Annotated in this window: 15 protein-coding genes; 7 read left to right on the plus strand and 8 right to left on the minus strand. The window is 45.5% G+C overall.

Annotated elements, in window-relative coordinates:
- Positions 1-112 precede the first annotated feature (112 nt).
- The 3 genes from AC07M6_RS22165 to dnaK all read right to left on the minus strand — a co-directional run bounded on the left by AC07M6_RS22165 (position 113) and on the right by dnaK (position 4,699).
- On the minus strand, positions 113-1,321 hold the full coding sequence (locus AC07M6_RS22165; RefSeq protein WP_494893274.1) for a threonine synthase: 1,209 nt from the start codon (positions 1,319-1,321) through the stop codon (positions 113-115).
- 401 nt (positions 1,322-1,722) lie between these two features.
- Positions 1,723-2,514 (minus strand): diadenylate cyclase CdaA, encoded by a 792-nt coding sequence (gene cdaA, locus AC07M6_RS22170; RefSeq protein WP_494893275.1) that lies wholly within the window; start codon positions 2,512-2,514, stop codon positions 1,723-1,725.
- A gap of 277 nt (positions 2,515-2,791) precedes the next feature.
- Positions 2,792-4,699 carry a molecular chaperone DnaK gene (dnaK, locus tag AC07M6_RS22175; RefSeq protein WP_494893276.1) on the minus strand — a complete coding sequence of 636 codons (1,908 nt, stop codon included), beginning with the start codon at positions 4,697-4,699 and terminating at the stop codon, positions 2,792-2,794.
- A 309-nt stretch (positions 4,700-5,008) separates the two neighbouring features.
- Between dnaK and AC07M6_RS22180 the strand changes: the two genes are divergently transcribed.
- Together AC07M6_RS22180 and AC07M6_RS22185 are read left to right on the plus strand one after the other, a co-directional pair.
- A complete protein-coding gene (locus tag AC07M6_RS22180; RefSeq protein WP_494893277.1) occupies positions 5,009-6,136 on the plus strand; it encodes a M42 family metallopeptidase in 1,128 nt (375 codons plus the stop codon).
- Positions 6,137-6,231: 95 nt separating this feature from the next.
- Complete coding sequence (locus AC07M6_RS22185; protein WP_494893279.1) at positions 6,232-7,131, plus strand: nucleotidyltransferase family protein; 900 nt, start codon at positions 6,232-6,234, stop codon at positions 7,129-7,131.
- A 364-nt stretch (positions 7,132-7,495) separates the two neighbouring features.
- Here AC07M6_RS22185 and AC07M6_RS22190 read toward each other — a convergent pair whose 3' ends face one another.
- Together AC07M6_RS22190 and AC07M6_RS22195 are read right to left on the minus strand one after the other, a co-directional pair.
- Positions 7,496-7,912: a hypothetical protein gene (locus AC07M6_RS22190; protein ID WP_494893281.1), complete on the minus strand. Its 417-nt coding sequence runs from the start codon at positions 7,910-7,912 to the stop codon at positions 7,496-7,498.
- Between the two features lie 968 nt (positions 7,913-8,880).
- Entirely contained in the window at positions 8,881-9,264 is a 384-nt protein-coding gene (locus AC07M6_RS22195) for a T9SS type A sorting domain-containing protein (protein ID WP_494893282.1), read from the minus strand.
- Positions 9,265-9,527: 263 nt separating this feature from the next.
- On the opposite strand from AC07M6_RS22195, the gene AC07M6_RS22200 reads away from it, so the two are divergent.
- Positions 9,528-11,837, plus strand: coding sequence for a glycoside hydrolase family 31 protein (locus tag AC07M6_RS22200; RefSeq protein ID WP_494893284.1), 2,310 nt, complete (start codon positions 9,528-9,530; stop codon positions 11,835-11,837).
- Positions 11,838-11,977: 140 nt separating this feature from the next.
- Positions 11,978-12,874, plus strand: a complete 897-nt coding sequence (gene dapA, locus AC07M6_RS22205; RefSeq protein ID WP_494893286.1) for a 4-hydroxy-tetrahydrodipicolinate synthase — start codon at positions 11,978-11,980, stop codon at positions 12,872-12,874.
- Positions 12,875-12,957: 83 nt separating this feature from the next.
- On the opposite strand, the gene AC07M6_RS22210 is transcribed toward dapA, so the two are convergent.
- Entirely contained in the window at positions 12,958-13,134 is a 177-nt protein-coding gene (locus tag AC07M6_RS22210) for a BF3379 family histone-like protein (RefSeq protein WP_494893288.1), read from the minus strand.
- 282 nt (positions 13,135-13,416) lie between these two features.
- On the opposite strand from AC07M6_RS22210, the gene AC07M6_RS22215 reads away from it, so the two are divergent.
- From AC07M6_RS22215 to AC07M6_RS22225, 3 genes are all read left to right on the plus strand, one after another.
- The gene (locus tag AC07M6_RS22215) at positions 13,417-13,752 is read left to right on the plus strand and encodes a MerR family transcriptional regulator (protein WP_494893773.1); all 336 of its coding nucleotides are present in this window, start codon (positions 13,417-13,419) and stop codon (positions 13,750-13,752) included.
- Positions 13,753-13,991: 239 nt separating this feature from the next.
- Complete coding sequence (locus tag AC07M6_RS22220) at positions 13,992-16,103, plus strand: ComEC/Rec2 family competence protein (protein ID WP_494893289.1); 2,112 nt, start codon at positions 13,992-13,994, stop codon at positions 16,101-16,103.
- Between the two features lie 63 nt (positions 16,104-16,166).
- On the plus strand, positions 16,167-16,811 hold the full coding sequence (locus AC07M6_RS22225; RefSeq protein ID WP_494893291.1) for a hypothetical protein: 645 nt from the start codon (positions 16,167-16,169) through the stop codon (positions 16,809-16,811).
- An 85-nt stretch (positions 16,812-16,896) separates the two neighbouring features.
- Here AC07M6_RS22225 and AC07M6_RS22230 read toward each other — a convergent pair whose 3' ends face one another.
- Both AC07M6_RS22230 and bioA read right to left on the minus strand, forming a co-directional pair.
- Positions 16,897-17,517 carry a hypothetical protein gene (locus tag AC07M6_RS22230; protein ID WP_494893293.1) on the minus strand — a complete coding sequence of 207 codons (621 nt, stop codon included), beginning with the start codon at positions 17,515-17,517 and terminating at the stop codon, positions 16,897-16,899.
- Between the two features lie 114 nt (positions 17,518-17,631).
- The gene (gene bioA / locus AC07M6_RS22235) at positions 17,632-18,948 is read right to left on the minus strand and encodes an adenosylmethionine--8-amino-7-oxononanoate transaminase (protein ID WP_494893295.1); all 1,317 of its coding nucleotides are present in this window, start codon (positions 18,946-18,948) and stop codon (positions 17,632-17,634) included.
- Between the last annotated feature and the right edge of the window lie 120 nt (positions 18,949-19,068).

Consider the following 19,068-nt stretch of genomic DNA (forward strand, 5'->3'; position numbering starts at 1 on the left):
TTGAGATTGTGCACGCCCTGTTTTTTTGAGTCGGAGTGTATCGGATCGCAATAAAAAAGCACCCGCCAAACCAGCGGATGCTCATGTATAATCCATTAAAAGGGAAGAGTGGTTAACTGATGTTTTCCAGGTACTTATAGCCGCTGCCCGTATTAAGCAATAATACCGTTTGGCCACTACGCAGCCAGCCGCCCGCTTTTAACTGTTTAAAGGCATGCCACAAGGCCGCGCCTTCGGGCGCTATAAGCATACCCTCGTTACGGGCAATTTCCTTTAGTGCGGCTTCCATATCGGTATCGCTTACGCTGATGGCATTGCCGCGGCTTTGGCGCAGCACTTTCAGTATCAGCTTATCGGCATAAGGTTTAGGCACACGCAGGCCATTGGCAATGGTAAAGCCTCCATCGGTAAACTCGGACACGCTATGCTCGCGGTGGAAGGCTTTAACGATGCCATTGCAACTGTCAGATTGTACGGCTACCATGCGTGGCCGTTCGCTGCCTATCCAGCCCATGCGCTCCATTTCGTCAAAGGCCTTCCATATACCCAGCAAACCTGTGCCGCCGCCTGTAGGGTACAATATTACATCGGGGAGCTGCCAGTTAAACTGTTCGGCAATTTCGTAACCCATGGTTTTTTTGCCTTCTAAACGGTAAGGCTCTTTCAGGGTTGATACCTGGAACCAGCCGTTTTTGATGGCTTCGTCGTTAGCCAGTTTGCCGCAATCGCTGATGCTACCGTTAACTTCTATTAATTGCGCGCCGTACAGGCGGCATTCGTCTTTAAACAGCTTTGGGGTTAGTTTAGGCATGTATACCACGGCTTTAATGCCCGCCCTTGCCGCATATGCCGCCAAAGCGCCGCCGGCATTGCCCGCGGTAGGGGTAACCATGGTATCAATCCCTAATTCTTTAGCTTTAGATACTGCCGCGCTAATGCCACGCGCCTTGAACGAACCTGTAGGGTTGCCCGATTCATCTTTCCAGTATACCTGAATATCGCCGGCAATGGGCTGCAGATTTTGCAGCGGCAGGATTGGGGTAAAGCCCTCGCCCAGGGTAACGATATTTGCAGGATCAATTACCGGCAAAAATTCGCGGTAGCGCCACATGTTGGCGGGGCGGCCAATCAATATTTCTTTAGATAGGGTGTCATCCAGCTGATATTCGGCGAAAAGGGATGAATTGCAGGTGCCGTTGTTGCAAACCGTTTGTATGGTTGATGTATTGTAAATCTTACCGCATTCGGGGCAGCGCAGATGTGTCAATAACGATCCGGTTGCTGATCCTATACCTGGCAATATGTTATGTGCGGCTATCATAGGGGATATTATATTAATTAATAACGGCTTGTAATTTTAACGGCAATCTTAATTAATAAGAACCTTGTGTACAGTATGGATAACAGCTATTTTACAATTTTGTAGCACGATATTTTTTAATAGGGTATAACTATAAATTATATCGGTAATTGCAAGGGGCATGTGGCAGCCGGGAATAATTATCACTTGACTGGAGCCCACAAATGTTAGGAAGATTAGAAAAAGGATGGCATTGTGCGATTCCCTCCCATCGGGAGGGTGTAGGGAGGGGTTTCATCAAGCGTAATAAAACCCCTCCCTGCCACCGCACAATCAGTCGCACCCCTCCCCGTGGGAGGGAGCTAAGAAGCATCTTTCTGAAACCAATGGCTTGGTTCCAGACTTCCGCGCTCGCTTAACGGTTAAAAATCCTTATTCAGCAATTTCTCTAATTCAGCAAAGCTGATATTGATCTTCACTTTACCTTGTTTGGCGTAGGATAATTCGCCGGTCTCTTCGGATATGATGATGGCCGTGGCATCGTTAGCCTCGGTTACACCAATGCCGGCACGGTGCCGTAGGCCGAACTGTGCGGGCAGGTCAGTTTTGTCGGTCAGGGGCAAAATACAGCTGGCCGATTTAATACGGTTACCCGATATCACCACGGCCCCGTCATGCAGCGGACTGTGTTTCTGGAAAATGCTTTCGAGCAAGCGTTTGGAGATTTTGGCTTCCATTACCTCGCAGCTGTTTTGATAAAACTGCTCGTCGTAATATTTCACAAAAACAATCAGTGCCCCGGTACGGGTTTGCTTCATGCTTTTGCAGGCATCAATAATGGGTTTTATACGGGCGTAATTGTTCTTTTCGGCTTCTTTTTTCCCGAAAAAATACCGCCACCATTCCCGGTTGCGCTGAAAGGACGCGTTTTTCCCAACCAGTAGCAGAAACCGCCTGATCTCCTGCTGAAAAACTACTACCACAGCAATAACACCAACCTTCATAAAGTTGCCCAATATGTAGCTCAGCATGCGCATGTGCAGCTTATCAACCGCAAAATATACCAGGCAGGTTATAAACAGACCAATAAATATATTAGCGGCAATGGTACCCTTAATCAGGTTGTATAACTGGTAAAGTATAAAAGCTACCAGCAATACGTCCAGCACATCAAAAAAAGTGAATTTTAATAAACTAAAGTCAATTGCTTGCATGCTTTAAAGGTAGGGGATTTAGCAATAAAATAGACACGAATTTCAAGAACCTTGCAATTATGTGTGAATTAAACAATCAGCACGAATTTCACGAACTTGTCCTGAACATGACGAATCTTCACAAATGGTGCAGTTAGTAATTTGTGAAAATTTTATAATGCAGGCCGAGGTTCGTGAAATTTGTGTTATTTAACTTAGCGTCAACTTGATTCGTCCTAAATTAAAAAAGCCCCGGTGGATCTCTCCGCCGGGGCTTTCATATTTATACTTGATGAAATTATTTTACTTCTTCAAAGTCAACATCGGTTACGCTGTCGGCGTTACCTTGTGGCTGGCCGCCGCCTTGCGCGCCGGCATCGGGGCCTGGTTGCGCGCCGCCATCAGCTGATGCTTTGTACATGTCTTCAGAAGCAGCCTGCCATGCGGCATTCAGTTCTGTTTGGGCAGTTTCAATATCAGCCAGGTTTTTGGCAGCATAAGCATCCTTCAGTTTTTTCAGGCCTTCTTCGATAGTGCCTTTTTTATCAGCAGGAATTTTATCGCCGTACTCTTTCAGTTGCTTTTCGGTACTGAAGATCAGGGCATCGGCCGAGTTCAGTTTTTCAACTTCCTCTTTGGCTATCCTGTCGCTTTCTGCATTTGCTTCAGCTTCATCTTTCATCTTCTTGATCTCGGCATCGGTTAAGCCCGAAGAAGCCTCGATACGGATCTTCTGCTCTTTACCGGTTGCTTTATCTTTAGCCGATACATGCAATATACCGTTAGCGTCAATATCAAAAGTTACTTCAACCTGTGGTACGCCGCGTGGTGCAGGTGGGATACCATCCAGGTGGAAACGGCCTATGGTGCGGTTAGCCGCAGCCATTGGGCGCTCGCCCTGTAAAATATGGATCTCTACAGATGGCTGGCTGTCTGAAGCGGTCGAGAACACTTCCGATTTTTTGGTCGGAATAGTAGTGTTCGACTCGATCAGTTTGGTCATTACGCCACCCATGGTTTCGATACCTAATGATAATGGGGTAACGTCTAACAGTAACACATCTTTCACTTCGCCGGTTAAAACACCACCTTGTATGGCGGCGCCTATAGCCACAACCTCATCAGGGTTAACACCTTTTGAAGGGGCTTTACCGAAGAATTTCTGTACCGCTTCCTGTATAGCAGGGATACGGGTTGAACCACCTACCAGGATGATCTCGTCGATATCAGATACGCTGTAACCCGCGTTTTTCAAAGCGGTTTTACAAGGCTCAATAGTACGTTTGATCAGGCTATCGGCCAGTTGCTCAAATTTTGCACGGGTTAATGATTTAACTAAGTGCTTTGGCATACCGTCAACAGCGGTAATGTATGGCAGGTTAATTTCGCTTTGGGTAGTGCTGGAAAGTTCGATTTTAGCTTTCTCGGCAGCTTCTTTTAAGCGCTGTAAGCCCATCGGGTCTTTACGCAGGTCAATACCTTCTTCGGTTTTAAATTCATCTGCCAGCCAGTCGATAATTACCTGGTCAAAGTCGTCACCACCCAGGTGGGTATCACCATCGGTTGATTTTACTTCAAAGATACCATCGCCCAGGTCAAGCACAGAAACGTCATGGGTACCGCCACCGCAGTCAAACACCACAATTTTCATGTCCTTGTGCGCTTTGTCTAAGCCATAAGCTAAGGCAGCGGCAGTAGGTTCGTTAATGATACGTTTAACAGTTAAGCCTGCAATTTCGCCGGCTTCTTTAGTAGCCTGGCGTTGCGCATCGTTAAAGTAAGCCGGTACGGTAATAACCGCTTCGGTTACTTCGTGGCCTAAGAAATCTTCAGCGGTTTTCTTCATTTTCTGAAGGATCATGGCCGAAATTTCCTGTGGCGTGTATTTACGGTCGCCTATCTCTACACGTGGGGTGTTGTTATCACCTTTAACCACTTTGTACGGTACGCGATCGGCTTCTTTAGTAACCTCGTTAAACTGGTTACCCATAAAGCGTTTAATTGATGAGATGGTTTTGGTTGGGTTGGTAATAGCCTGGCGTTTTGCAGGATCACCCACTTTACGCTCGCCATTATCCACAAACGCCACTACAGACGGAGTGGTCCTTTTACCCTCGCTATTGGCAATAACTACCGGCTCGTTACCTTCCATTACTGCTACGCAGGAGTTTGTTGTTCCTAAGTCGATTCCAATGATTTTAGACATATGATTGATTTTTTCCTTTACTTATATTATTACTTAACAAGGCTATAATAACAATGGTTGTGCCAATATCATATTGGCAGAAAATTGTCACTTGCTGACGTTTTTGCGGGATTATTTCGTCAGGAATGCACCGCAGGGTGGTGACAGGTTGGCAGAAGGCAGGCAAGTCCGGAAGTCGGAAAGACGGGAAGTCCGGAAGTCTCAGGGATATAACCTGTAAAATCAATTCCATAATTCCAGCCCGATTAATTATCGCATTATCAACCGCTTTGTTATATTTGCGCACGCTGTGTTTAAAGCGGGATACGTATGTCTAAGAAAAAACCGGAAGAGATAAAAGACCAGAAACAGCATGTGCCTGTTGTTACCGATAACTCCATTGCCTTCTTTGAAAAATATATTAATAATCCATCGCCTACAGGCTTTGAATATATGGGCCAGCAAATGTGGCTGGATTACATTAAACCCTATATAGACGAATATTATACAGATAATTACGGCACTGCCGTTGGCGTTATTAACCCCAAAGCCGAATACAAGGTGGTGATTGAGGCGCATGCCGACGAGATCTCGTGGTTTGTGAACTATATTACCAGCGATGGTTTGATCTATGTGATCCGTAATGGCGGATCAGATCATCAGATAGCCCCATCCAAAAGGGTGAACATCCATACCGATAAAGGTATTGTAAAGGCTGTATTTGGCTGGCCCGCTATCCACACCCGCTTAGGCGGCGAAAAGGAAGAAGCCCCGACGCTTAAAAATATTTTCCTGGATTGCGGCTGCACCACTAAGGCCGAGGTAGAGGAATTGGGTATCCACGTAGGCTGCGTAATTACTTACGAGGATGAGTTTATGGTGCTGAACAACCGCTACTATGTTGGCCGCGCTTTAGATAACCGCGCAGGTGGCTTTATGATTGCCGAAGTTGCCCGCCTGCTGAAAGAGAACAAAAAGAAGCTGCCTTTTGGCCTGTACATTGTAAACGCCGTACAGGAAGAAATTGGCCTGCGTGGCGCCGAAATGATAGCCCATCGTATTAAACCAAACGTGGCTATTGTAACCGACGTTACACATGATACCCAAACCCCGATGATCAACAAGATCACCCAGGGCGATCTGGCTTGCGGCCGTGGCCCGGTAGTGTCATACGCACCAGCCGTACAAAATAACCTGAACAAATTGCTGATAGCGACTGCCGAAAAAGCAGGCATCCCGTTCCAGCGCCAGGCTTCGTCGCGCTCAACCGGGACAGATACCGATGCTTTTGCTTACTCGAACGGCGGTGTACCATCGGCATTGATATCGCTGCCGCTGCGTTATATGCATACCACGGTAGAGATGATCCACAAAGAGGATGTAGACAACGTGATCAGCCTGATATACGAAGTACTGCTGAATATTGAAGCAGGGCAGGATTTTCGTTACATAAAGTAGTCCGGAAGATATCGTGTAAAAAGCAATGTAAATACGGTTACTTAAAAACTATTTAAAGATAATCACCTTTAGTAAAACATATCACTCAAATAACAATGAAACCAACACTTTTAATATTGGCCGCAGGTATGGCCAGTCGCTATGGCAGCATGAAACAGGTTGACGGCTTTGGCCCTAACGGCGAAACTATTATCGACTATTCTATTTATGACGCCATTAAAGCCGGGTTTGGTAAGGTAACCTTTATCATCCGCGAGGAATTCCTGGATAGTTTTAAAGGCATATTTGAACCTAAGCTGCAAGGTAAAGTAGAAACAGATTACGTTTTCCAAAGTTACGACTTAACCCAGTTTGGTATTGATAAAGTTGTAGAGCGCGCCAAGCCATGGGGTACAGCCCACGCGGTATTAGCCGCCCGCAACCAGGTGCATGAGCCTTTTTGCGTGATCAACGCCGATGATTATTACGGTTACGATGCCTTTGAAAAGATGGCCAAATTTTTGACCAGTGAAGTACGCGACGATCATTACTCGCTGGTGGGTTACGAGATAGGCAATACCTTATCCGAGTATGGTTCGGTATCGCGCGGTGTTTGCGACATGGACGAGAATGGCAATATGATTGGTGTTACCGAGCGTACCGAAGTTTACTGGAAAGACGGTGATATATATTACAAAGACGCTAACGGTGAAACCCAACTATCTGCAGATAGCCGCGTATCGATGAACTTTTGGGGCTTTACCCCGGCTGTATTTAAACAAAGCGAAGAAATGTTTAAACGTTTTGTTGATGCCAACGAAAGCAACCCTAAGGCCGAATTTTTTATCCCGCTGGTGGCTGATGAACTGATCAAAACCGGTACAGCCGATTTTAAAGTGATCCCAACATCATCTAAATGGTTTGGCGTTACTTATAAAGAAGATAAGCCAATAGTTCAGAAAAGTATATCAGACCTGGTAGCTAACGGGACGTACCCGGCTAACCTTTGGGCATAAAAAATAAATTGTCATGCCGAACTTGTTTCGGCACCCTATCATCAGGTCAGCCTTGAATGTGGGATCCCGAAATAAATTCAAGATGACATTGAGGTATAAACATAAAAAATCCCGCCTCGTGCGGGATTTTTCCATTTAACTAAACCCACGGCCCTTGTCATTGCGAGCGATAGCGCGGCAATCCCATAGGACAAGCAACACGGAGCTGCCTATGAGATTGCCACGTCGCCCCATCAGCACCATTCCCCACTGCTCCTCGCAATGACATGGTGGTGAGTTGTGATGTGGTATAAACACAAAAAATCCCGCCTCGTGCGGGATTTTTCCATTTAACTAAACTTTAACTATTACTAACTATAAACTATTACATTTCAAAGAAGAAAGATTTTTGGTTTTTCTCGTCGGTGTAAACATGTACAACTCTGTTGGTTTCCACCTTGTTCGAAGTTACTTTGATGGTGTATTTACCGTTATCTAAATTGGTTAATACATAGCCTTTCAATACGTCGTCGCTGTTGTTGGCTAATATATCTTTCATAATGGCTTTGCCATCGGCATCTAAAATGGCTACGGCTGATTTACCGGCGGCTGCTTTGTGGATGATCACACCTACGCCACGATCCTGTGACAGGGCAGTGAATAATACAACGTCTTTTTTATTGCTGGCGGCAGTTTCGATTTTGTCTTTTTCGATTTTGTCTTTTTTGCCGGCTGCAAAAACACCTGTGCTTAATAAAGCTAATACTACTAATAAGGCTGAAGATTTGATTGAAGTTTTCATGATATTTAAATTTTTTTGTGATTAATATTTTTTTGTTCGTTTATTTCAATGATCAAAAGAACAACTAATATTTCACCTGAAAATATCTAATAGACCACCTTCGGGTATAAGTCGACCAACACCCCAAAACGCACTATTTTACCAAAAAATGGGGTTTTAGGCCCATTTTTGGGCGTTGATATATTAAATCGGGGCTTTCATCTATGGGTTTTAGGGTTTGGTAGATGATGTATAGTTATTTCCGCTATGCGTCATTGGTCATTCGCTGCGCTGTTATTGAGCTGCGCATCATGGGGTCATTAGGCAACTGGCACAATCCAGTTCCCTCCCCTGGGCCGCGTGCGCCTTAGCTTTAGCGGCGGAGCAAGGGGTGCGGCAGTCTGCGTAGTGGCAGGGAGGGGTTTCTGCATCACATATCAACGTCAGTCCGCTCAATTGCTGCGGAGGGCTGTTACTTTTTCTTGATAAAAAGTAACCAAAAATCAAGACAGCGGACATGCTTCCTTTGCCGCACAGGCCTTTGCTCGCATCGAGCAAAACCACGGGCCGCAAGAATTTGCCCCTGCTCTCGCTCGCGCAAGTCCACGCTTCAGGCAAATTCGCTTTCCCCTTTCCTCCCACAAGCCAGCATCGTTTTGCCCGATCTTTCCGGAAGCCTCACCGCTGTCGGGAGTGAGAAACGCAGCAAATCCAATCGGCCGGAGGCCGATCAGGAGCGGGGGCCTGTCAAAAAAGCGGGCCCGCGTTGGCGGGAATGCCTGTGGCAACCGCCTCCGGCGAGGAGTTGCCACAGCAGGGCGGGCGGAAGCTTTTTTTTGACTTGATTTTTTTGGTTACTTTTTTTATCAAGAAAAAAAGTAACAGCCCTCCGCGGCAATTGACCGGGCTGACTTTAATATAGCACTAGCATAAAACCAAAAAATCCCGCACAAGGCGGGATTTTTTTTAAATTATTAGGGGAGCAAATATTAAAAAGCAAAGGCTTGTTCAGCTGTTTCGCTGTTCAGTTGTATGGTATGGGTGGTAACTTCGGTGCCGGTTGCTACTTCAATCGTATAATCGCCATCAGTAAGGCCGGTTAATAAATAACTCTTATTAATGGTATCAGTATCCACTGTAAACTGATCGCTCAGTACTACATTTCCATCGGCATCATAAATGGTCACCATCGAATTGCCCTGGGTGGCTTTATCAATGCTTAAATCTACACCGCAGGTATTATCGTAGTAACTAACCGAAGCGGTAATCTCGTTGCTAAGGGTATCGGTTTTGATTTTGTTTGATGCAAAAGCGCCGGTTGATAATAAAGCGATAGCTGAAAAAAGGATGGCTGATTTGATTGAAGTTTTCATGTTATTTAAATGTTTTGATTTTTTAATTTGTGTTTGTTGATTTGTTTCAATGTCCAAAGCAACAGTTTTATTTAACACCAATTTTGTCTAATAGACCATCCCGCGGTATAAGTATACCTAAGTACTATAATTAGCTATAACACCTGTAAAATCGCGATATGTGCGGTTTTGCTCCTTTGGTATACAAATAGCAGCCTTTCATCTACATGATGGCCTGCCTTGCAGCTATTAGGTATTAAGTCTTGCTTTTCCCGGCGCTAAAAATGTCGACCACTCATTTTTCCAAACCAATCACTGCCGGGCCTGTTCTTTTAGGTATGCAGATAGAATTAGCCGGAAATACACAGCATATCAGTCCGCGGGATAATTACATCCTTATCAAAACCCCAAATGCCGAAGCCCGGGTTTGGGTGTACTCGCCAACCATTATCAGGGTAAACATCAGTAAAAGCTTTGCCGATGATCATTCCTTCGCCGTGATCCAGCAGGCCGAGGGGAATATCAGGTATGATGAATCGGCCGATGAGGTATCTATCCATACCGGTCAGCTGGAACTGCGGATCACTAAAGCCCCGTTGCGTTTTAACTTCTACACACCCGACGGTGTTTTATTAAGTGGCGACGAGGAGCGTTTTGGTACCATCTGGCAAGGCGAAACGGTAACTAACTATCGCAAAATGTTTTCGGGCGAGCGTTTTATCGGCCTGGGCGAAAAGACCGGCAACATGGACAGGCGGGGAAGCAGCTACGTAAACTGGAATACCGACGCGGTAGACTATCATCCCAAATCAGACCCGCTATATAAAACCTTCCCGTTTTTTGTGGGCTTGCGCGGCGGGTTAACCTATGGCTTGTTCCTTGATAATACCCACCGTTCGTTTTTTGATTTTGGCGCCAGTACCGATCATCACATATATTGGCTGGGCGCCGATGGGGGAGACCTGAATTACTATTTCTTTGGGGCACAAACCGTAGCAGATATTATTAAAGACTATACCTGGTTAACCGGTCGTATGGAAATGCCCCCGCTATGGAGCCTGGGTTACCAGCAATGCCGCTGGAGTTATATGAGCGCTGCCGAACTGCTGGACCTTGCCAAAACCTTCCGCAAGCATAAAATCCCTGCCGATGTGCTGTATTGCGATATAGATTATATGGACGGCTACAAGATCTTCACCTGGGATAAAAAAACCTTTGCCAACCCTAAAGCATTGCTGGATGAATTGAAAGAGATGGGTTTTAAACTGGTGACCATTGTAGACCCCGGCATTAAAATAGAAGAAGGTTACCAGCAATATGACGAAGGTATAGCCAATAATTACTTTGCCACTTATCCCGATGGCGAAAACTACACCGGCGAGGTTTGGCCCGGGCGCTGCCATTTCCCCGATTTTTTTAACCCCGAAGTGCGCGATTGGTGGGGCAGATCCTTCAGCGCGCTAACCGAACCTGGAGTAGCCGGTTTTTGGAACGATATGAACGAGCCGGCGGCCTGGGGGCAAAACATCCCCAACATCGTTAAATTTGGCGGGCATTTTATGCCCGAAGTACGTAATGCCTATGGCATGCAAATGAGCCGGGCTACTTACAATGGTACTAAGCATCTGTTAAAAGGTAAGCGCCCCTTTGTGCTTACCCGCGCGGCTTATAGCGGCATTCAGCGTTACTCGGCCGTGTGGACGGGCGATAATACGGCTAACGATGCGCACATGCTGTTAGGCTGCCGTTTGGTAAACAGTTTGGGTATTACCGGCGTAGCATTTACGGGGGTAGATATTGGCGGCTTCAGCGGCAACCCCACACCCGAACTGATGGTGCGCTGGAATTCGCTGGGGGTATATACGCCCATGTTCCGTAACCACTCTATGCTGGGTACCGCCCTGCGCGAGCCCTGGCGCTGGGGCAAACAAAACGAGCGGATTATTAAAAAGGATATCGAGCTAAGGTACCGCTTGCTGCCTTATATCTATTCGTCGTTCTACCAGGCGCACCAAAGTGGCCTGCCGGTTTGCCGTACATTGGCCATTGCCTACAGCTTTGATGAACATGTGTACGATCATATCTATCAAAACCAGTTTATGTTTGGCGATAACATGCTGGTTGCACCCGTAGCAAGCCTGGAGCGGACTGCCAAAGTTTATCTTCCAGCCGGCGAGTGGTATCGTTTTAATACCGATAAAAAATACACGGGCAATAAAGCGATCAAAGCGGATGCACCGCTGACCGATCTGCCGGTATTTATAAAAGCCGGGGCTATTATTCCGATGCAAAACGTCATCCAAAACACAGGCGAACCCGGCGATGGTATCCTGCAGATCCATATCTGGAATAGTAAGCAGCCATCATCATTCATCTATTATGAGGACGACGGTGTGAGTTATGCCTATCAGCAGGAGGCCTATTATAAACGCACCATTAGTTTCGACCCTCGTGGCGGCAAGATCAGTTTATCGGCTGTAGCCGGAAAGTTTGTATCCAGGTTTAATCAACTGAAACTGGTATTCCATGGATTTGTAAATGTAAAAGATAGGGTTGTGGCTAACGGGCCCGGTGAAATAGTGATCAGCTATTAGTTTCCCGGTTAAAACTTGCCGCATTCAGGTGTTCATAGTTGGAGCATGCCCGAACGCGCACATTACAATTTCCTGTCCTTTATGCTTATGCACTTTCGCACTTCCTCACTAATTCCTATCTTAGCAGCTTTATTACGCTAATGAACAGATTTTACGGAACCGGGGTAGCTATGGTAACCCCTTTTCAGGCAGACGGACAGGTTGATTACACGGGTTTAAAAACCCTGATCAACCATTTAATTGATGGCGGTGTAGATTACCTGGTATCCCTTGGTACCACGGGCGAAAGCGCGACCTTAAACGCCACCGAGAAACAGAAGGTATTTGAGTTTACTGCCGAAACCGTAAATAAGCGTGTGCCCCTGGTAGCCGGTATAGCCGGTAATAACACTTACGAGGTGGTAGAACAGGTGCGTAACTTTAACATTACGGGTTACGATGCTATCCTGTCGGCCAGTCCGCATTATAATAAGCCTACCCAGGAGGGTATTTACCAGCATTACCAGGCTATTGCCGAAAATGCGACACTACCCATTATATTATATAACGTACCCAGCCGTACCGGCAGCACCATCAGCGCCGAAACTACCCTGCGCCTGGCACATGGTTTTAAAAACATTATTGGTATTAAGGAAGCTTCGGGCAATTTTGATATCTTCAGTCAGATCCTGCGCGATAAGCCCCAGGATTTTATGCTGATATCGGGCGATGATGCCATTACCCTGCCTATGATAGCTATGGGTGCAGTAGGGCATATTTCGGTTGTGGGCAACGCGTTGCCAAGGCCATCGTCAGATATGGTGCGCCTGTGCCTTCAGGGCGATTATCAGGCTGCCAACAAACTGCATTTAAGCCTGGTTGAGTTTACCCGCCTGATGTTTTGCGAAGGCAGCCCGGCCGGTGTAAAAACCGCGTTGAAACAGTTGGAGATCTGCGGCGATGTGGTACGATTGCCGTTGGTGCAGGTAAGCAGCAAAACCGCCGGCGCCATCATCAGCGAAACCCAAAAAATAGGAGCGCAAAAAATGCTTGCCTAAAACAAGCGGATATTATAAAGACAAAAAAACCGGCTCCCATTTAAGCCGGTTTTTTTATATCTGGTAAAGCGGATCTTTTCGGGTTACGCTTTGTTTTTAGCTTCCTGAACCTCTAAACGTATAGCCTGGGCTAAGTTTTTCAAGTCCTGCATACCTTTACGCACACGCGTACCGGCGGCACTGTTGCCTTTGCTGTAAAATTTTTCGGCATCCGCTTCCAGCGATGCGATCAGGTTCTTCACTTCCGTAAATTTTTTCATTTTAAGTTACTCCTTTAAATAGTTGAGGTTTATTGTTTGTTTAAGCTAATCTAAATTGTTTTTTTATTAAAAAAAAATTTAGATAACAAAAATATGTGTTTAAAATACATTTAACGGCATTTAAAGGTTTAATGTATATTAAAATATCCACAACGCATAGCTGAAGGTTGTATTTATGATATTATTTAAGCCTTTATGCAGGCAATTACTATAGACTAATGATATATGATGATATCAAAAAATGAGCGTATGCAATTTGGAAATTATGCTTTACATTTGCGTATGCCTTATAAAGAAAGGGAGATTAGCAAAATGTATTATACCATGGGCGAAGTATCGGCCATGTTTGATGTGAACCAGTCGCTCATCAGGTATTACGAGCGCGAGTTTGATATTTTGCAGCCCAAAAAAAATAAGAAAGGCAATCGCTATTTCACCCCCGAAGATGTGGAGAACCTGAAGATCATCTTCCACCTTATCCGCGATAAGGGGTATACGCTCAACGGCGCTAAGGACCATCTGAAAAATAATATCGGCGATACCAAAGACACCCAAAACGTAATTAACACCCTGGAAAACCTGAAAAAGTTTTTACTGGAGGTGCGCGAGCAAATGTAGTGGTGATACTAACATCCTGTCATTGCGAGGAGCAGTCGGGCGATTGTGCGCAGGCGCGACGTGGCAATCCCGTAACTATGCATCGCCGAAATACTTACAACGGGATTATTAATGGTGTATTTGGTTTCAAAGGAATTAATGAACTCCCTTTGGTCGGTTGTCCACGCTATCGCTCGCAATGACAAGTTATTTTGCCTTTTCTAATTAATCTCTTAATTTTATGGGCATAACCTGTCACCATGTTAGCCAGCCATAAAGGCGAGATCCCTTTTGTTGTTTATCTGCTCCCTTTCCTGGCGGGGATAGCGCTGACCTTAACCTTTAATACGGCCGGATATCAGGCGCTGATCATCATTTCCTTTTTCATTTTATTAGCGGGCTTTATTGCCCTGAACTTGTTTTATCAGCAAACCAAGCTGCACAAAACTAAATGGGTAGGGGGTATCTTATCACATATTTTGCTGGTATTGGCTGGTGCAGCATGCGTACTTAATTACGATAGCCGCAACCGTGATACATATTTTGCCAGATATCCCGCGGATATGCTACTGGTAAAAGTAAACAGCGAGCCACAGTTTAAAAACAATTTCCTGCGTTTTACCGCAGTTGCAGAACAGGGCGATAACAAAGGTATTAAACGCGGATTAAGCGGTACCCTGTTACTCATTATGCGTACCGATAGCGCCCATGCCCAGGCTGTTAATTATGGCGATGAGTTGCTGATCCCGGCTAAGTATAACCCCATCGATCCGCCCTTTAACCCGGCCGAGTTTAATTATCAGCAATACCTGGCACATCAGGATATCTACATGCAGGCCTTTGTTAATCCGCAGGATGTGTTGGTAGTTAACAGGGGGGCAGGTAACCCGGTCATTGCGTATGCACTGCAATTACGGCAGAAACTGGTTAGGCAGTTTAAGCAGCACCTGCACAGTCCGGAAGCTATCGCGGTGGCATCAACCCTGATATTAGGTTACAAAGCCGAACTGGATAACGATATTTTGCAGGCTTATTCAAAAACAGGTACTATCCATGTATTGTCGGTTTCGGGGGCGCATGTGGCTATTATATTTTTAATGATAGGCTGGCTGCTGGGTTTTATGGACAGATGGAGGCATGGGAGGGTGTTTAAAGCAGTTCTGACTATTGCGATAATCTGGTACTATGCACTGCTTACGGGATTATCGCCTGCGGTGTGCAGGGCTGCAGTAATGATCAGCATGATCATTATTGGTAAAACGTATAACCGGCGTATTAACAGTTTGAATATCCTGGGGGTATCGGCTTTTGCTATTTTATTATCCGACCCCTTTTTAATTACCGATGTGGGTTTTCAACTATCCTATCTGGCAGTTGGCGGGTTAATTGTTTTTCAGCCTATAATTTATCATTGGCTGGAGATTGAAAATAAATGGCTGGATAAACTGTGGCTGTATTGTTCGGCTTCTATTGCAGCGCAGTCCATTACCTTTCCGCTGAGCGCCTACTATTTTCACCAGTTCCCGGTTTGTTTTTTGCTGAGTAATTTGTTTATCCTGCTGCCTTCGTTTATCATTATGTGTGCCGGTATAACTTACCTGGTGGTTGCCCAAACAGGAGCGCCTGTACTGATAAAGCCTGTAGCTTACGTGTTAGAACATACCATCCTGATAATGAATAAAGGTTTGCATATCATCGAGCAATCACCTTATGCATCTATGGGGAAGATCTGGATCAGCCGGGGCGAGTGTGTGTTGTTATTCGCCATCATGATATTGGTGTTTGGCCTGTGTTATTATAAAAAGCCAGGTCTGTTAAAAATAGTTTTGGGTTTGACACTCATTTTATCTATCAGCCTTAGCGCAAAAAGGATAGCGGGAATGCGGTCGGATAATATCACTTTTTTTAATCTGAAGAAACATTCGGCTATATTGTTTAAGCAGGGTAGCAAGGCTGTATTGATTACCGATTTAGCCGATACAGATAAAGTTTATCGTTATTCCATTCAGCCTTGTTTGGATAGTGGCCGGGTAAAGGATGTGGCGGTTATCCCCTTTAATAAGGATACGGTTACCGCTTTTATGGCGAAGCGTGGGCAACTAGTCCGATTTTTGGATAAGGATATGGTAATTATAAGCCAGGTCACACCAATTGATTTCCCCTTTAAAGTAAAGGCCGATTATTTATTTGTGACCGGTAATCCCCATGGCAGTGCAAATAAAATTAACCGGTTATATGATTATACAACACTGGTAGTAGATGCCGGCAACAGCGATAAAACCCTAAGCCTTTTACAATCAGCAATTAAGAAAGATGACAAAAAAATGTACCTGCTGAAACGTAACAAATCGTTAATTATCCAGTCTGAATAGCATAACAACACGTAAATATTTATATTTGTTATATCACGTGTTAATTAATTGATCAACTATATTATGAAATTAAAACTATTAACCGTTGCCGCAGGCATAGCTTTGCTGGCAACATCAATTACGGCAAAAGCCCAAAAAGTTTATAAAGAAGGTGTAATTACCTATACTGTAAGCGGCCCGCAGGGTGCCACAGACACCAAAACTTATTTTAAGGCAGATAGCAATGTAACGGTATCACAGGCCGGGCCGGCAAAAATCAGCATTTTAACAGCAGGCGACGGTGATTACCTGGCTGTATTGGTAGATGTACCAGTTGCCGGCATGAAAAAGGCAGCGGTTGCTACCCCGGCCGAAATAGAGGATGGTAAAGCAGCAATGCCTGTACTGGCTTTTACACCAACAACCGAAACCAAGCAGATAGCCGGCTTTAACTGTAAGAAAGTTGTAGCTAAAGACCCAAAAAGCGGTAGCAGTTTTGATGTGTGGATCACCAACGATATTAGTACACCATATAATGGCATAAACCATCTTTATAGTAAAGTAGGTGGTTTCCCGGTACAGTTTACTACTTACCAAATGGGTACCACTGTTAGTGTAACATTTAAAGCCATTAGCGAAGAAAAAACGCCGGCCGGTACATTTGGTATACCAGCAGGATTCGACCGCATTAGCATGAGCGATTTGCAAGCTTTGGGTGGCAAAAGATAATTAGCCATGCAATAAAAAATATGATAAAAAGAGAAAGCCGCTTTAAACAAAGCGGCTTTCTCTTTTTATCGGATATTGCAAGCTGTTAAGCCCGGGCTAATTCGTCGCTCAATCCTTGTATCCAGTTATTAAACAATCCTGTTTCAATTTCTACCGCAACTGCCGCGTGTTTTTCCCACTCGGGCGAGAATTGCTTTAACTGGTTAATCATTTCTTCCAGATGCCCTTCTTCTTCCAGGATGATGGATTTAACGTTCACTTTGCTTTTTACAGCGTCCAGCACATCCTGGTAAACAGGGTAAAGTTCATCGGCCCGTACCTCAATGGCATAAGTTACCAGCAGGTAGGCGGCAAAGCGTAGCTGCGCGCCGATTAAGTTTAATTCTGATTTTAAATAACGGCAAACCTGTACATCTAACTGGTTCAAATAGTATTTGCTGTAAGCAGGGGCCAGCAAGTATTCGCCCGCGTAGGTAGGGCAGCTAATGTCGGGGAACTTTTCGATCTGTTTTTTTAAATAGAAAGCGTGGCGGTGCTCTTCGGCCGCGTGCTTTAATATGATATAGGTAACCGTAAGCGGGTCCTCGCTGGCAGAGATTTTACGCGCGCCGGTGTTCTCCATCAGCGAAAGCGTATTTAACCAGCGGGCATGCAGTGTATCGTTATTAACTATGGTATTTAATAGGGATGGTAATTGGGTGCTCATATAATTTTATTAGTCCGGAAGACGGAAAGACCGAAAGTCCGTAAGATGGTTTAATTAGTCCGGAAAGTCGGAAAGACCGAAAGTCCGGAAGATGATATGCTTGCGTTTTATGGACTAATATCTTTCGGACTTACCGTCTTCCGGACTTTCCGACTGCTTTATCTTTCCGACTTCACTTAAAGCTTGTTCAATTTTGCTGTAAATATAGTTGAGCTGCGCATCAGTAATGCAATACGGCGGTAAAATATAGATCACATTACCCAGCGGGCGCAAAATGATCCCGGCATCTAAAAAGTATTTATACAATTTATCCCGTAACGCACTGAAGTAGGAGGTGCCTTCACCCGTCTGCCATTCCATTGCCAGTATGGTGCCGGTTTGCCGGATAGTTTTTATTTTGGGGTGATCTTTTATTTTAGCTGCAAAAGCCTGATGTGCATTGGCAATCCGCTTGATATTAAGAGCGGTTTCGGGTGCTAAAAACAGATCTAAACTGGCCAAAGCTGCCGCGCAGGCGACCGGGTTAGCCGTATACGAATGCCCGTGAAAAAGTGTTTTCATTTTATCTTCCGATAAAAAGGCATCGTATATTTTTTGCGTGCAGGTGGTTAAACCAAAAGCCATAGTACCCCCCGTAAGCCCTTTGCTGAAGCACATGATATCGGGCTGTTCCCGGATATGATCACAGGCGAAAGGTTTGCCCGTGCGGCCAAAGCCGGTAAACACTTCGTCGGCTATGGTTAATATGCCTTCGGCTTTGCAGTGTTCCATTATTTCGTTCAGGCAAGCAGCATCGTACATCACCATCCCTGCCGAGCCTTGTACCAGCGGCTCGAAAATAAAGCAAGCCAGTTCGCTGCGCAGGTAGGAGATGCGGGATTTGATCTGCTTCATGTTATCGGCCGCAGGCAGATCGATAAACTCTACCTCGAACAGCAAACTATCAAATGCCGCCGTAAAAGCGCTGCGTCCGCTCACCGCCATAGCCCCAAAGGTATCGCCGTGGTAGGCATTTTTAAATGCCAATATTTTAGGGCGTTTAATGCCCTGGTTATGCCAGTATTGCAGGCACATTTTTATAGCAACCTCAACTGCGGTCGATCCGTTATCCGAGTAAAAAGCCTTAGCCTGGTTGTTTGGCAAAATGGCCAACAGGCGTTCGGCCAACTCAATGGCGGGCTGATGCGTAAACCCGGCGAAGATGACATGCTCCAGTTGCAGCAATTGCTCGGCTACCTTTTGGGCAATATATTTATTGGCATGCCCATGGATATTTACCCACCAGGATGATACCGCGTCGATATACTCCTTGCCGTTCTCATCAAACAACAGGGCGCCATCTCCCTTTACAATGGGGATAGGCGGCAGGGCAGTCTGCATCTGCGTGTAGGGATGCCAGATAACTTTTCGGTCGCGTTCGGTTAGGGTCATTGTCCTAATTGTTAAGATTGCAGTCGCCCGGCTCCAGCCGAGTGACAATTATTTCCCGGCCTCTGGCCGTTTTAATTCAAACATGCTGCATTACTGCGGCCGGAGGCCGGGCAATAGCAT

It is taken from the genome of Mucilaginibacter sp. GW821-FHT07H05 (assembly GCF_059418485.1).